The 14,542-nt window shown below is 43.7% G+C and carries 11 protein-coding genes; 6 read left to right on the top strand and 5 right to left on the bottom strand.

What is annotated here, in order from left to right; translation table 11 throughout:
• Positions 1–118 precede the first annotated feature (118 nt).
• The 3 genes from C8D84_RS13255 to dapC form a co-directional block, all read right to left on the bottom strand.
• Positions 119–724, bottom strand: coding sequence for a 3'-5' exonuclease (locus C8D84_RS13255; RefSeq protein ID WP_045447696.1), 606 nt, complete (start codon positions 722–724; stop codon positions 119–121).
• 34 nt (positions 725–758) lie between these two features.
• On the bottom strand, positions 759–2,699 hold the full coding sequence (locus C8D84_RS13250; RefSeq protein WP_109592725.1) for a DUF294 nucleotidyltransferase-like domain-containing protein: 1,941 nt from the start codon (positions 2,697–2,699) through the stop codon (positions 759–761).
• A gap of 158 nt (positions 2,700–2,857) precedes the next feature.
• Positions 2,858–4,114 (bottom strand): succinyldiaminopimelate transaminase, encoded by a 1,257-nt coding sequence (dapC, locus tag C8D84_RS13245; RefSeq protein ID WP_109592723.1) that lies wholly within the window; start codon positions 4,112–4,114, stop codon positions 2,858–2,860.
• A gap of 257 nt (positions 4,115–4,371) precedes the next feature.
• Here dapC and C8D84_RS13240 point away from each other — a divergent pair, with 257 nt between their 5' ends.
• The gene (locus C8D84_RS13240; protein WP_109592721.1) at positions 4,372–5,043 is read left to right on the top strand and encodes a DUF1097 domain-containing protein; all 672 of its coding nucleotides are present in this window, start codon (positions 4,372–4,374) and stop codon (positions 5,041–5,043) included.
• Between the two features lie 106 nt (positions 5,044–5,149).
• On the opposite strand, the gene glnD is transcribed toward C8D84_RS13240, so the two are convergent.
• Both glnD and map read right to left on the bottom strand, forming a co-directional pair.
• A complete protein-coding gene (gene glnD / locus C8D84_RS13235) occupies positions 5,150–7,912 on the bottom strand; it encodes a [protein-PII] uridylyltransferase (RefSeq protein ID WP_109592719.1) in 2,763 nt (920 codons plus the stop codon).
• A 215-nt stretch (positions 7,913–8,127) separates the two neighbouring features.
• The gene (map, locus tag C8D84_RS13230; RefSeq protein WP_372815769.1) at positions 8,128–8,919 is read right to left on the bottom strand and encodes a type I methionyl aminopeptidase; all 792 of its coding nucleotides are present in this window, start codon (positions 8,917–8,919) and stop codon (positions 8,128–8,130) included.
• A gap of 310 nt (positions 8,920–9,229) precedes the next feature.
• Here map and C8D84_RS13225 point away from each other — a divergent pair, with 310 nt between their 5' ends.
• From C8D84_RS13225 to C8D84_RS13205, 5 genes are all read left to right on the top strand, one after another.
• Positions 9,230–10,306, top strand: coding sequence for an esterase/lipase family protein (locus C8D84_RS13225; RefSeq protein WP_109592717.1), 1,077 nt, complete (start codon positions 9,230–9,232; stop codon positions 10,304–10,306).
• A 74-nt stretch (positions 10,307–10,380) separates the two neighbouring features.
• Positions 10,381–11,493: a lipase secretion chaperone gene (locus C8D84_RS13220; RefSeq protein ID WP_109592715.1), complete on the top strand. Its 1,113-nt coding sequence runs from the start codon at positions 10,381–10,383 to the stop codon at positions 11,491–11,493.
• A gap of 312 nt (positions 11,494–11,805) precedes the next feature.
• The gene (locus C8D84_RS13215; protein WP_109592713.1) at positions 11,806–12,294 is read left to right on the top strand and encodes an META domain-containing protein; all 489 of its coding nucleotides are present in this window, start codon (positions 11,806–11,808) and stop codon (positions 12,292–12,294) included.
• A 286-nt stretch (positions 12,295–12,580) separates the two neighbouring features.
• Positions 12,581–13,585, top strand: a complete 1,005-nt coding sequence (locus tag C8D84_RS13210; protein ID WP_109592711.1) for a PD40 domain-containing protein — start codon at positions 12,581–12,583, stop codon at positions 13,583–13,585.
• A gap of 182 nt (positions 13,586–13,767) precedes the next feature.
• The gene (locus tag C8D84_RS13205; protein ID WP_109592709.1) at positions 13,768–14,433 is read left to right on the top strand and encodes an OB-fold-containig protein; all 666 of its coding nucleotides are present in this window, start codon (positions 13,768–13,770) and stop codon (positions 14,431–14,433) included.
• The last annotated feature ends 109 nt before the right edge of the window (positions 14,434–14,542 follow it).

Genomic DNA, 14,542 nt, shown 5'->3' with positions numbered 1-14,542 from the left:
AGCATCTTTCATCAGGTGGCAAAAACAGCCTATGGTAACATGAGTTGACGTTTTCGCGTAGATGGCAGGCGTAGATGAAAACCTGTTTTTATCTGAATTTTTAAAATACGCACACACGCTAGCGCACATGTAAAAATGCCATGGCGGTCATGATGGCATCGTTGTAAGCATCATGAGCGCCTAGGTCGGGTATATTATAATGCGCTAAAATATTGGTGAGATGCTGCGCTTGGCTAGATAGCCCTTGGGTTTGACCACTCATGCGTCGACTATATAAATGGCGCAAATCGATGACTTCGTTGGGCAGTGCTGTGCCCATATAGCGTTTGACCAGAGGGTTTAAAAACGCTGTGTCTAAACTCGTACAAAACCCCACAATTGGGCGATTACCTATAAATGGCAACAGCAGCGCCAGCATCTCATCGTAGCTCATACCATGCTCAACGTCGGCAGTACGTAGACCGTGAATCACAATGGTGTCACGGTCTGGCATCACAGGTGGTCTGCATACGATATGCATGCCATTACCGGTATCGATTGTATTGTCATTGATATGAATCGCGGCGACAGACAATAAATGGTGATTTTTTGGATTGAGTCCCGTCATTTCGCAGTCAATCGCTACCCATTGCTTAGCCACAGGTTTGGTAAACATCGATGCCAATTCTGGGCGCTGTAGCTGCGTTTTTTGCCAAGCGCAGGATAACTGTGTTAGCCAACTCATAGTTGTCGCTCATCCATTTATGCGATTGTTGTACTTATGCGAGTTCTAATTGATAATGCTGACGTAGCTGATTTTTAAAGCTTTTAACAACGGCCAAACACTCTTTTAATAAGTCGCGCTCAAGCGCGGTCAAGGTCATTGGGTTGACTTGCCGTGCATGTTTATCGTCGGTTGATAGGGCGACTGATAGGCGCTGTGCCATAAAAAATTCCAAGGCTTCTAGTAAAGTATCTGCGCGCTCTTGGGTCAAGGCGCGCGCTTGTACCAAAGCTTTAAGACGATTTTTACTACTGGGCAGCTCTAAGATATCGTTTTCTAACGCCAAGGTACGAATGCCATGAACCAGTGGAAAAATACCGGCTTTCTTTAGATCAATGTCTTCTGACCCGGATTTACCACCGAGCAAAGGCACGAACTTTTGCCACCACTGATTGACATCACCGAACTGTAGCGCGGCGCGCGCGAACTGGCGTACAAACATAGGGTCTGACTGCCTGTGGGCAACCTTTAAATGTTGACGCACCTGAGTCAATAATGACTCATTTCCGCAGACGTATTCGCCATCGAGTATCGCGGACAAATAGATACCATGCATGGGATCCGTATTTCTAAACCATAAACCAATCTGAGCATTAAACTGTTTTAGCGGCTGTCGCCACATAGGGTTGTTCATCATGATATTACCATCGCACAGTGGATAACCGAGGTCTGCTAAATGCTGATTAAAAGTATCCGCAAATTGTGCCAGATCAGGGTGAGTATAGCCGTCACGTAAGATGAGCGCATTGTCTTGGTCAGTACGCATGATTTGCTCACCGCGCCCCTCGGAGCCCATCACAATCAGGCAGGTATTTGTCATGACCTCATCAGGCACGATAAGTTGCCAGAGCTTAGTAAACACCTGTGCATTCAAGGTCTGTACCATGCGGCTGATATTACCGATTTTGACACCGTTTTGATGCTGTGCGCGAATGTAACGACCGATAAGCTCGACGGCAGTATCTAAGCTCGATAAGTCTTTTGCTTGCTCGATTTGGATACTAATGAGCTGTGAATGATGACCAATATGCGCAAGCATATCGCTTTGTCCCAATATACCGACGACATCCCCATGTTGATCAATCACTGGTAGCCGATGGATACGATAGCGGGTCATAGTCAATAATGCATCGCCAATCTCATCACTGGCTTTGATGGTACGCAGGTTAAAATTAGCATAGTTCTGGCAGGGGGTAGTGGCTGGATCTTGCTGGTCACTCACGGCGCGGCAAATGTCGGTATCGGTCAAAATACCCAATAGATGACCAGTACCAAATCGCACCTCTCCCTCGTGTTTTAGGTGGTCTAAGGGTTGCACCAGTACATGTTTTAGCCCCGCTTTCGTCATGATAGACGCGGCTTCGTACAAGCTGTTATTGGCGTTGACGATATGGACGGGCAATAGATTGACATCAATGACGGGCTGCAACATGATTTGCTGCACTTCTTGTTGGTCATTGTAGCTGGCAGAGACTATGGATTTATTATTGCGGCGCTGCTGTAATGCCTTTAGCCGTTCGGGCAATTTGTCTGACAGCATTTGGCGCACTAGGTGATTTTGGGCGCTGATTTTATCGACTGCGCTACCAGCGACTTGGAGCAACAAGGTATCCTCAGCGGCTCGAAACTGATAGGTCTGCAGCGCTTCAGTATTAAGGTTATTTTCAGTCAATGATTCAGGCAGACGACGGCTGTCGAACCAGTCGTTATTATTGAGATGGTCGGAGTGATTACTACCCAAGTAAGAGGCAACAAACTCACCATCAAGCAATTGCTCAATCTGCCCTTTAATGACCACATACAGATATTGCAACTCTTCGGCAGTTAGATTCTCATTTTTGGCAAGGTAGCGGATTTGAGTATTTTTTCTGATACTTTGGCGTTCAGCCAGACTCAATACGTCAAAGGGCGGCTGGGTAAAATCAAGATGGGGCATGGCATCATCCTTGATGGCATATTGAGTAAAAGATAATCGATGATAAAAGACACTTTACTATAGCATTATTAAAGCAAAAAACCTCTAATAACCACAGTAATATTGTGGCTATTAGAGGTTGCTGTTTTTTTTGAAACTTTTATATATAAAGCGACTGCTTATGCGCCTAGTAATTTTCGAATACGGTTTATCGCTTCGCGGCTCTCATCAACACTCGCAACGAGCGCAATGCGCACATAGCCTTGCCCAGGGTTTTTGCCATCAATATCACGTGACAGATAGCGCCCTGCTAGTGCGTGAATATTGGCCTGCTCGTACAGTGCTTTGACAAACTGCTCATCATCCCCATCGAACGGCTCAGGGACCTTTATCCAAAAGTAAAATCCAGCCTCAGGCATTCGTAACTCTAGTAACTCACCAAGCTCAGACATCCACAAGGCAAATTTTTCTTGATACAGAGCGCGATTGTGTGCCACATGCTTTTCATCTTGCCATGCAGCGATCGAGGCGAGCTGATGTGGTATCGGCATCGCACAGCCTTGATAGGTACGATATTGCAGATAAGCTTGCAAAATATTGGCATCACCTGCCACAAACCCTGAGCGTAAACCAGGCAGATTTGAACGCTTAGATAAAGAGTGAAAGACAATACAGTTTTTGAAATCATGACGACCGAGGGCAGCGCAGGCTTGCAATAGTCCAATCGGTGCCGTATCAAAATACAGCTCGCTATAGCACTCGTCACTGGCAATAATAAAATCGTACTGATCTGACAGACGAATGAGATATTCCCAATCCTCCATCGTCATGACCGAGCCCGTCGGATTGTTAGGACTACAAACAAACAGCAACTGCGTGCGCGCCCAAACATCTTTTGGTACGGCGCGATAGTTACCTTTAAAGTCATCGTCCAGTGTGCAAGGCACGAAATAAGGCTCGGCTTGCGCCAGTATCGCTGCACCCTCATATATTTGGTAAAAAGGGTTGGGCATGACTATTGTAGGAGCAGTCATAGGAGAAACGGCAGATAATGGGTCAGAGACAGACAGCGGACTACTCTCTGTATCGCTTACTTTATGATCCACGACTGCTTGTACCAGACTAAAAATAGCCTCGCGTGTGCCCATTACTGGTAATACTTGCGTATTGGCATCGACATGGTTCAAAAAGAAGCGTTTTTCTAGCCAATGCGCGATGGTTTGGCGCAGCTCAAACATGCCATTAGTCGTTGGATAACGACTTATTTTGTCCAAATTTTCACGTAGTACGTCCAGCACGAACGTTGGCGGCTCATGTTTTGGTTCACCAATACCGAGCTTGATTTCACTGTAGTCATGGGCTGGCACACTGTTAGCAAGCAATGTTGCCATCTTTGCAAAAGGGTAAGGATGCAGGTACGTTAAGTTGTGATTCATAAGTAGGGTAACTATAATAGACAATTAATAATAAAGTTATAAAGAAAAATTACATTTAAGCAGTGTAGCACTTCTCTTATTTTTTGTCTTTTACTTCTCATGCTCAAGCTGCTTAGCTATTTAACCATAAATTATAATAACTAATGAAGCAGTCACAGATTTAAAAATCCTAAAAAAAGCTTATCAATTGATAACTTATAACAATACAAAAAACTGCTGTCAGCCCTAATGATAGATTATGGTGAGGATAATTTGATATGCCTAGTATCTCAAAAACTAATGACCTTAACGCGACAGACATTCAAGATGAAAATTTTGATGATGCGCAACAGCGAACCAAATTGTACGAACTATTAAAACAGCGGGAGCAAAGCTGGTGGCAAGCTCGCCAGCAATTAATTAGCCATAAAGAACGAAAAATGTTTTGGTATGGTGAAAACAGCTTGATGATGTGGTTACTGTGGCAACTGGTCAGTTATGTGATCATTGCGATGGTGCTGATGTTGCTTAGCAATCAGCTCGGTATTTTACTGCCTTTATGGCAATATATTGCCTTATTTGTTGTACAGACAGTGATTTTTGTGGCCATGCTCGCGTCCAAAAGTCGAATGGCGGACGGCTTACAACGTAAAATCGATAAAGATGAGTTGATGCGTGAAGAGGCACTGAATGAGATGATTATCTTAGCAGAGGACAGCCTTTATCCCGATGTGCACGCCAAATCGCCTATTTCTCTAAGACAAATCTATGAGTGTTTTGAGGGGGATTTTCATTTAGCAAGTTTACATTGTTTGCTGCAAAAAGAGGTCAACGCTGGGCGCTTAATACTGACGCAAAAACAGATAGAAGCAGAGATTCTGCCACCAGATCTTGCGGATGATGAGCTCAATGAGCACGCTAGCGAAATGATATATAAAAGCACCTTATAAAAGGTGCTTTTGATATTAACGGGTTAAAAAATACAAAGCATGCCATCAATGAATGGATGATACACGCCGAGTATTTATCTTAGACTTATCTTGTAAGCCCATTTGTTCAATCACATTTACTGTAAGCAGCAGGCTGCTCTCTTTGCATACTGAGACTGGCCATCAAGGCGGATCGTAGTGCGTCAAGTCTAGCAGCAGATAGCGGTTCATCATTTTGATCGCTGATATAAAACATATCTTCTGCACGTTCACCCAAAGTGGTGATACGCGCCGCATGCACCTCAATTTTCTCCTGCAAAAACACCTGTCCTACTCTTGCCAGTAGCCCCGGCTGATCAAGGGTTTCTAAGCTCATAATATGCTGATCAGAAGCCTCATTAAACTCAAAATTAATCACCGTGGTTACTTCAAAATGTCTAAGCTGACGCGGTATGCGCTTATTGGTAAGTTTCAGTAGTGTCGGGTCTTTAAAGGCATTGATTAGGCGCTGTTTGAGCTCTTGTTGACTGTCCTCATCGACCAATAATGTGCCACTGGGATCAAGCAGTACATAGGAGTCCAAAGCAAAATCGCGGGTAGCAGTAATGATACGGGCGTCTAAAACATCCAAGTTCATTTGATCAAATACAGCCATGGTGACTGCAAACAGGTTCGTCTGATCTTGGGTATAAACAAAGACCTGTACCGCATCAAGGGCCAACTCACGATGCTCACGTAATACCACCAATGGCGGGCTATCTGCATTAGAAGCAAGACCAATCGGCGGATGGTTCAAAATGGCCTCGGTATGCCATAAGATGTCTTCAGGAATTTCTCTCAAGAAATATTCATCACCCAGATCATCCCATAGCCTCAAGACTTCATCACGATTCATATGTTGATTGTTGACATTATCGAGCATCGCTAAGGCTTGGGTACGTGTGGCACTGATCATATCTTGGCGATTAGTAGGTGCATCGATATCAGCGCGCAAAATGCGCCGAGTTTGTGAGTATAACTGTTTCATTAATGTGGCACGCCAGCTGTTCCACAACTGTGGATTGGTCGCATTCATATCCGCAACAGTGAGCACATATAAATGATTGAGGTGGGTGACATTACCGACTAAATTGGCAAAAATAGTGACCACTTCTGGATCTGAGATGTCTTTTTTCTGAGCAGTCATCGACATTAATAAATGATAGCGAGTGAGCCAACCAACCAAGTTGGCATCTGCCAGACTCATACCATGCGCCAAACAAAATTCAGTCGACTCGGTTTGACCCAGCTCACTATGGTTGCCACCGCGACCTTTGGCAATATCATGGAACATGGCGGCCAGTACCAAGATTTCCTTGCGCTCGATACGCTGAAAGATAGAGCTGACCAGTGGGAAATCTTCATAAAACCGTGGGTCGGTGAAGCGATGCAAAATCCGAATCAAAAATAAGGTATGCGCATCAACCGTATAACGGTGAAATAAATCATATTGCATCAGACCGGTCACTTGGGCGAACGCAGGAATGTAGCTGCCTAAGACGCCGTAGCGATTCATGGCACGCAGGCGATGAAACAGATAATTCTGCTCTTTTAAATTGGCTAAGAAGAGCGCTTGGTGAGCGGGGTTATCACGGTAGACTTGATCGATGCCACGCGCGGCGATTTTTAGCGCACGCAAGGTATGAGTGCGCACGTTTTTGATACCGTACTGACCCATCAGTAAAAACATCTCTAAGATAGAGTCAGGATGCTGAGCAAAAACCCGATGATGCGCCATGGCGATTTGGTCACCAACTTGGTTAAAGCGCGCATTGATTGGCTGCTTTTTTGGACGCTCATCATCAGGCAACTGCGGCTCTATAATCGTCTCGTAGTAGTGATTGGTCAGCATCTCAGACAGCGTCGATATCTGCATGGCACAGCGATAATAGTCGCGCATAAAACGCTCGACGGCGGCATTTGGCTGATCGTCTGGCTGCGTCTCATAACCCATCAACTGGGCAATTTCACGCTGATAATCAAACAGCAGCTTGTTTTCGTTGCGACCAGTCAATACATGCAGATAATGACGTATTTGCCATAAATAACCTTCTGCAAAGTTCAGCTCATCGAACTCTTTTTCAGTCAAAAAGTTTTGTTGTACTAAATCATACAGCTTACCCACTCGAAAATAGCGTTTGGTTACCCAGCCGATGATATGAATGTCGCGTAGACCACCAGGGGCGGTTTTTATATTGGGTTCAAGATTGTACTCGGTGGCATTGTGCTGTAAATATCGCGCTTTAGCTTCTGCGATTTTTACTTCAAAAAACTCACGCGGCGACCACTGTTTATTGACAATTTGAACGGGCACATCCTGTAAAGCCTCATTACCAATTAATAGCCGAGCTTCTAGCTGTGCACTGGCAATGGTGTGATCGAGCGACGCTTCTAAAGCGTCATTAACACTACGTACCGAGAGAGCAGGCTCTAATCCGATATCCCACAATAGCGCCACCAACCGATCTATTTTCCCACTGGCATCAGCACCAATCTCATCAGGAGAAAGCAATAAAATGTCGATGTCTGAATAAAGCGACAGCTCGCCACGACCATAACCGCCTGTGGCAAATAAAGCCAAATCTGTCTTATCCAGCTCAAACCAGTTGAACAAGGCAATCAGCAATTCGTCAATCGCACCAGAGCGTGCCGCGACCAATTGACGAATATTGACACCGCGCTCAAGTGCACGGTTAATATCCTGATTAATTTGAGTCAACCAGTGAGGAATACCCAGTAGCGACTTTTCAGTGACAGGAGTGTCCGCTAGCAGTGATGCGTTTGTCGCTATATCATTTGATAATAGAGGTAAAGGTGTCAGATCGATAGAAGCGACATCACAAGTAAACATGAGTGTTATCCCGTTAAGAGTTTAAAAATAAAACGTTTCAGCTGAAAAGCGTAGAATCACCAGTGTGCTGGTAGCTGACAAAATTCACAAATAGAAGTTACCAATATAAGTTATTAAGTCATCAGAGTATAAAGATAAAAAGCGGGTGAGCACAATACTCAATATGACCTAATTATTGGCCAAAAAAAAGACCGCCTAGGCGATCTTTTTTGATATTACTGGGTCAAAAAACTTAAATCTTCTTCAGGGCGAGTGGTAAACACCTCACAGCCATTATCGGTCACGACCATCGTATGCTCCCACTGTGCTGACAGCTTACGGTCTTTAGTAATCGCCGTCCATTCGTCAGGCAAAATCTTGGTTTGCCATGTACCTTGGTTAATCATCGGCTCGATGGTAAAGGTCATGCCTGTTTTTAGCTCAAAGCCTGTACCTTTTTTGCCATAGTGCATGACTTGCGGCTCATGGTGAAACTCATTGCTAATGCCGTGACCACAGAACTCGCGGACGATACTGAAACGTTCAGGTTCGACCACTGCTTGGATAGCAGCACCGACATCACCTAGACGCGCACCGTTTTTGACGACACTCATACCGGCATATAACGCATCTTGTGCGACTTTGCAGATACGCTGTGCCATGATAGAGCCGTTACCAACGATCCACATTTTTGAGGTATCGCCATAGTAGCCATCTTTTATCACGGTCACATCGATATTGATGATATCGCCATCTTTGAGTAGCTTGTTTTCGGCTGGAATACCATGACAAACCACATGGTTAATCGAGGTGCAAATTGATTTTGGGAAGCCATTGTAGTTAAGCGGTGCAGGAATAGCCTGTTGCACATTAACGATATAGTCATGGGCGATTTGGTTAAGTGCCTCGGTACTGATGCCAACTCGAACGTGCTCATCGAGCATGACAAGGACATCACTGGCAAGTTTACCGGCCACGCGCATTTTTTCTATGGCTTCTGGGGACTGGATAAGAGATTTTTTAGTCATCATTATATTACTTATAGTTATGGAATTAATGGCTTGAATTATAACATAAATGAAGACGCCGCTGTTTTACGTTAAGTGATAGTGAACCTATCATTATTATTGATAATAATTGCTTTACAGCGAAGTAAGGGCAATTGTGACCCTATAGTCACGATAATATATTCATATTTTGACAATTTAGTTGAATGTTACAGAAGATATAAGTAATGTAATTTTGCATGCTAAAGGAATTAGCAGCAATCTTTGCCGCTTCTGCTGTCGTATTTGAGAGGTAAAGATAATCAAAATTAATGATAACAAGGACGTTATTATGACGCTAAAATCTTCTCTAGCTTCGGCTTTCACGCCCAGCGCATTTCTCCCTTCACTTGGTGTTATCGGTGCCGGTGTACTTTTAATGGCTTTACAAACCACCTCGGCTCAAGCTGCTGGTCAATACTATAATTGTGCCAATTCAACCGGATGCAAGCTGGTCAGCAACAAATACTGGACGTCAAATCATACTGATACAAAATACCCAATTGTTATGGCACATGGTCTTGGCGGCTTCACTAACTTGTTTGGGATTATCGACTACTTCAATGGCATTCCTCAAGAGTTGATGAAAGGCGGCTCAGAGGTATATACCACCAAAACGTCAGCCGTCAATAACAGTGAGATTCGCGGAGAGCAGCTGCTGCAACAAGTCAAAACCATCACTGCCATTTCAGGTGAACCAAAAGTCAATTTATTTGGACACAGTCAAGGCGGTATAGATATCCGCTATGTCGCTGGCGTCGCGCCAAAATATGTCGCATCAGTTACGGCAGTATCAAGCCCAGAACAAGGGTCAAAAACGGCAGATTTTGTCAAAAACACCCTTGAGCCAAACAACACCACAGGTAATCCATCCAATGTCACAACACAGCTAGTCTCAGGCGTGTTCAATTTGATTGGTGGCTTTACAGACGTTGGTTCAGGTATCAGTTTTAAAGAGATACAAGAGCAAGATGGCTGGCAAGCGCTCGTGGCTCTATCAACCGATGGTGCGGCTAAGTTCAATGCCAAATTTCCCGCGGCAATGCCAAAAAATTATTGTGGTCAGCCGACCAGTACTGCCGTCAATGGTATCAAATACTATTCGTTCAGCGGGGTTGGACAAATAACAAGCGCACTTGATCCTAGTGATTATTTATTGGCAGCAACGAGCGTGCCGTTTGCAGGCGAGTCTAATGATGGGTTGGTATCTGCTTGCTCAAGTCGTCTTGGTTATGTGATTCGGGATAATTATAGAATGAATCATTTGGATTCAGCCGATCAAGTATTGGGTCTGACGGCATGGGGCGATTCTGAGCCAAAATCTATCTATCGTACTCAGGTCAATCGTCTTAAAAACGCTAACCTTTAATAAAGTAAGTTTTTAAGAACATACGCTTTTAAAAACATCAGCCTTTAAGCTGACTTATAAAAAAATCCTCATTTATGTCGAATAATCGCCGCCCAGCCTATCTACCAATAGTTATAATCGCCGTGGTTAGCATAGCCATAACGGCGGCGGTGATTATGTGGTTCAAACCTGATAATACACGTATGGCTACAGCGCAACCAGTATCCAGTGCCCTCACTAGTGAGGCTGATGCTACTCTATCAACTGCGCTGGATAATGGCCAATTAGTGCAAACAACAGCCGCCCAAAACCAGGCTCTATTTGTCACTGGATTGGAGCGTTTGCCGCGCTCATTACAAGGCACGCAAATCGACGGCGAAATCATCATTGATGAAAATAAGCAGTTGGTCGTCACTGAAGGTCTACGGCGTTTATTCGATTATTTTTTGTCGGCGCTGGGTGAAGAAGATGAAGCGGTTATTTATACCCGTGTCGAAAGCTATATTCGTCATCACACGCCAGAGCCTGCCGCTAGTCAAGCGGTCACTATATTTGACCAATATATTACCTATCTTAAAGCCATTCCTGAAATAGAACAACGTTACGGTAATCTGCAATTACAAGCGGCAAAAAGCGGTGAGCTGGATCTAAATGTCGTCGCCCAGCAAAAGCAAGATGTAACCAAGTTGCGTCAGCAGTATTTTACTAAAGAAACCATTACCGCCTTCTTTGGTGCAGAAGAGGAGTATGATAATTATAGTATGGAGATGGTCAGAATTAACCAAAACCAGCAGCTAAACGATGTGCAAAAAGAGGCAGCGCGGCAGAACTACATTAGCCGTATGCCAGATAATGCGCTCAAAGCCGGTATCACCCAGCAAGCCAATCTGAACGAGCTGATGAATCGCACAAAACAGATGCAAGCAAAAGGGGCAACGGCTCAGGAATTGTATAACATGCGTCGTGATCTGGTAGGTGCTCCAGCCGCCGCACGCCTCGCGCAAGTCGATGCAGAAGATGCTAATTTTGCTCAACGTTTCGACCAATATCAAGCTCAAAAACAGCGCTTATTGAGTCAAAGTGCAGATAAAACGCAAGCACAAACCCAAATCAATCAAATCGAACAGCAGCTATTTAGTGAGGCTGAACGCAAACGTTTGGTAGGCTATGCTGCTTTGCAACAACAGAACCTCGCCAATCTAGAGTAATGCCTAACATAAATAAGTAAAACAATGATTTTAATGAGAAATTGTCGGCTTTTAGAGTATATTCGAGAAGTTATATAAAAAGTGTTAGCAGTTAATGTACTGTCTAACAATAGAGGTTAGCAAAAAGACTATAGATCGCAACAAATAACAGGGTAATCATACACTCAATCTATAATGACAGTTAAGCTGCAGTTGTGCATAATAACCGCATTATTGAGAGTAATGAATAAAACAGTAAATTAATCATAATAAAAACGAATGTTTAGGATAAGAGCTATTTTTTATTCTAAAAAAACCACTATAGGAGTTTATATGAAAAACATGACTAAAATGATGATGGTAGCGACACTTGCGGTAGGTACGTTGGCTGCTGGTTGCCAAACCACCCCTAGCGTAACAGCGCCAGTGACTCAACCAATTACTTCTAATACGCTACAAGCATATGATTGGCAGCTGGTTGACGCAAAACGCAGCAATGGTGATAAGGTTAGCCAATTGTTCTTTGATCCAGCGAAGCCATTGACGCTAAAGTTTTTCAAAGATAGCGGCAGTGACCGTGTGACCTTTATGAACACCTGTAATAACATGGGCGCTGACTACAAGGTTGTGAACGGCAATGTCGTATTAGGCAACGTTTTATCTACTATGATGGCATGCCCTGAGCCACAAGCAAGTTTTGATACTGCGACTTTAGCGACCGTACAAGGTAAATATAGCATCAGTAAAAATGCCAATAACACGCCTATCTTGACCATTACCAATAGCAATCAAGTTGCCCATTTCAAAGCCGTTTCTAAATAATTCAAGCATTACAGATGGTTTTTAAATAGTATTTGCTAAAAGCAATATTCGGTAAAAGTAATGTTGAATAAAAGCAATGTTCTATAAAAGTCAGATGTAGTTTTAAAAATGCCTCACTATCTAGTGGGGTATTTTTTTGTCCAAAATTTGGCATGGTTTACGCTACACTGTCATTTGCTATTAAGTAAAGTATGTAGGCTAGGATGCTTTAATGCACTCAATCTTTTAGCCTTAATTGTCAAGATTCTCAGTACGCAATAATCAACACTTTATTGGACGTTATTTTATGTCAAAAATGCTTGTATCAAAATCATCTGTCAATATAAGAACGATAAGTAATATCACCGCACTAACGACTTTTATTCTGTTGACAGGTTGTCAGACCTTGCCTAGTACGATGTCTAAAACGATGCAAGCACCTGCTAATAATATGAGTGCGAGCAATCCACTAACGGCGCAAATGTCAGCGGTAGATCGGCAAGGGCGCATTGCCTATGTCGAGGAGCAAGGAATCGGAGCTGCAAAGATGTCGACGCTTTATAGCATTCGTCCTGATGGTAGTGATCGTCAGTTAATCGATCAGCTTAATGGTTATATTTATGCGCCAGCATGGTCAGCTGATGGGCAACTGCTGGCATATAGTAAACAAGCGCCGCGCCAACACCCTAAGATTTATATCTATGATCGCAAAAGCAACATCCGCAACCTTGCGGTAAATGCTGAAGGCAGCAATATGTCAGCGTCGTTCTCACCTGATGGGCAAAAACTCCTCTATAGCTCAACGGTCGGCGGCAATGCTGATATCTATGAGATACGTCTGAGCGATGGTAAGACCACACAGCTCACTACGTTACCGAGCACGGAAGTACAGCCAAGCTACGCCAGTGATGGGCAAAGTTTTGTCTATACCAGTGATAAAGTCCGCGCTGGACGCCCACGTATCTATCGCTACCACTTCGAGACTGCTAGTGCCACGCCTGTACCAACAAGTGGCTATGTCGCCAGTCCGCAACTGAGCTTGGACGGTCAGCGCATGGCCTATCTCAATGGTCGTAAGGCTGCGGTGATGACGCTGAGTACTGGGCAAATCACCAATCTAGCAGAGACGGGACTGGATGAACCAGCACGTCTGTCACCATCTGCACAGTATGCTGTCTATCCGACAAAGCTTTCACAAGTGGGCGGTCAAAATAGCGGAAGTTTGGTCATTCACTCATTATCTGGTAATACAAGTTATGCCATTGGCAGTAAGGTGGGCGGAGTCGTGCGCTCGCCGATATGGGGACGCTAAAGGCAAAACCTATGTATTATGTAATGGAATGTATATATAATCCTTGATAAAGCAACATAAGTTGATTTAAAAAATGTAAACTTGGCAGCATTAATTCGAGTGAGCATCATCCCCATAATACCAATTTGCATAACCAAGTCATTGAGCTAATAGATTGGGTGAGCAAAAGGAGAACACGCGCAATGCAAGAAGCTTTTTTAGTCTTTATCACTAAAATCAGTTTATATCCCACGATTATTTTTACGGGGCTTGTGATGTTCGTCACTTTATATTGGGTTGTGTCTTTACTCGGCATGGTAGATATGGATAGCGTAGACCTTGGTGAGTCAGGCGGTGATGCTGATGTCTCTACCTTATCATCGACTGGTTTTTTTACGGGTCTCATGCTCAAATTTGGTCTTTACGGTGTCCCTTTAATCATCATACTAAGCTTAATTAGCTTGATCGGTTGGTTGCTCAGCTATTTATATACCAGCTTTTTACACCAATATTTCGATTCTGGCGTTCTGTACTATTTATTCGGTACAGGGGCACTCATTTTCGTATTGGTCGTATCCATGTGGTTGACAGGTATTATTATTTCGCCGATTCGCAAAAATATCGCCAAAATTCCCAAACGTAATTCGTCTAATAATGTGGGTAAGATCGCTGTTGTGCGCACGCTTAGTGTCACAGATAAGCATGGCGAAGCAGAGCTAAATGATGGCGGTGCAGGATTGATATTAAAGATTCGTTCAGACACCAATGATGGGTTGCTGAAACAAGGTGATAGAGTGATGTTAGTAGAGTATTTAGACGAAGCCAATACCTACCGAGTTGCTGTCGTCGAAGATAAAAAAATATTGTAAAAGTATGAATACAACTAGGGCGTGTCATCAATTAGCACAGTTGTTTTAGAATAAGCTATAGTAACTCTATATTTACTCATATGAGCTTAATCATCATGACAAGACGACA

It is taken from the genome of Psychrobacter immobilis (assembly GCF_003148585.1).
GTDB lineage: Bacteria > Pseudomonadota > Gammaproteobacteria > Pseudomonadales > Moraxellaceae > Psychrobacter > Psychrobacter immobilis.
This window is presented reverse-complemented; position numbering and strand designations above follow the sequence as displayed.

What these genes read in the sequence shown, in the direction of transcription:
- C8D84_RS13255 (WP_045447696.1), bottom strand. Translation starts at nt 724, where the DNA reads ATGAGTTGGCTAACACAGTTATCCTGCGCTTGGCAAAAAACGCAGCTA.
- C8D84_RS13250 (WP_109592725.1), bottom strand. Translation starts at nt 2,699, where the DNA reads ATGCCCCATCTTGATTTTACCCAGCCGCCCTTTGACGTATTGAGTCTG.
- dapC (WP_109592723.1), bottom strand. Translation starts at nt 4,114, where the DNA reads ATGAATCACAACTTAACGTACCTGCATCCTTACCCTTTTGCAAAGATG.
- C8D84_RS13240 (WP_109592721.1), top strand. Translation starts at nt 4,372, where the DNA reads ATGCCTAGTATCTCAAAAACTAATGACCTTAACGCGACAGACATTCAA.
- glnD (WP_109592719.1), bottom strand. Translation starts at nt 7,912, where the DNA reads ATGTTTACTTGTGATGTCGCTTCTATCGATCTGACACCTTTACCTCTA.
- map (WP_372815769.1), bottom strand. Translation starts at nt 8,919, where the DNA reads ATGACTAAAAAATCTCTTATCCAGTCCCCAGAAGCCATAGAAAAAATG.
- C8D84_RS13225 (WP_109592717.1), top strand. Translation starts at nt 9,230, where the DNA reads ATGACGCTAAAATCTTCTCTAGCTTCGGCTTTCACGCCCAGCGCATTT.
- C8D84_RS13220 (WP_109592715.1), top strand. Translation starts at nt 10,381, where the DNA reads ATGTCGAATAATCGCCGCCCAGCCTATCTACCAATAGTTATAATCGCC.
- C8D84_RS13215 (WP_109592713.1), top strand. Translation starts at nt 11,806, where the DNA reads ATGAAAAACATGACTAAAATGATGATGGTAGCGACACTTGCGGTAGGT.
- C8D84_RS13210 (WP_109592711.1), top strand. Translation starts at nt 12,581, where the DNA reads ATGTCAAAAATGCTTGTATCAAAATCATCTGTCAATATAAGAACGATA.
- C8D84_RS13205 (WP_109592709.1), top strand. Translation starts at nt 13,768, where the DNA reads ATGCAAGAAGCTTTTTTAGTCTTTATCACTAAAATCAGTTTATATCCC.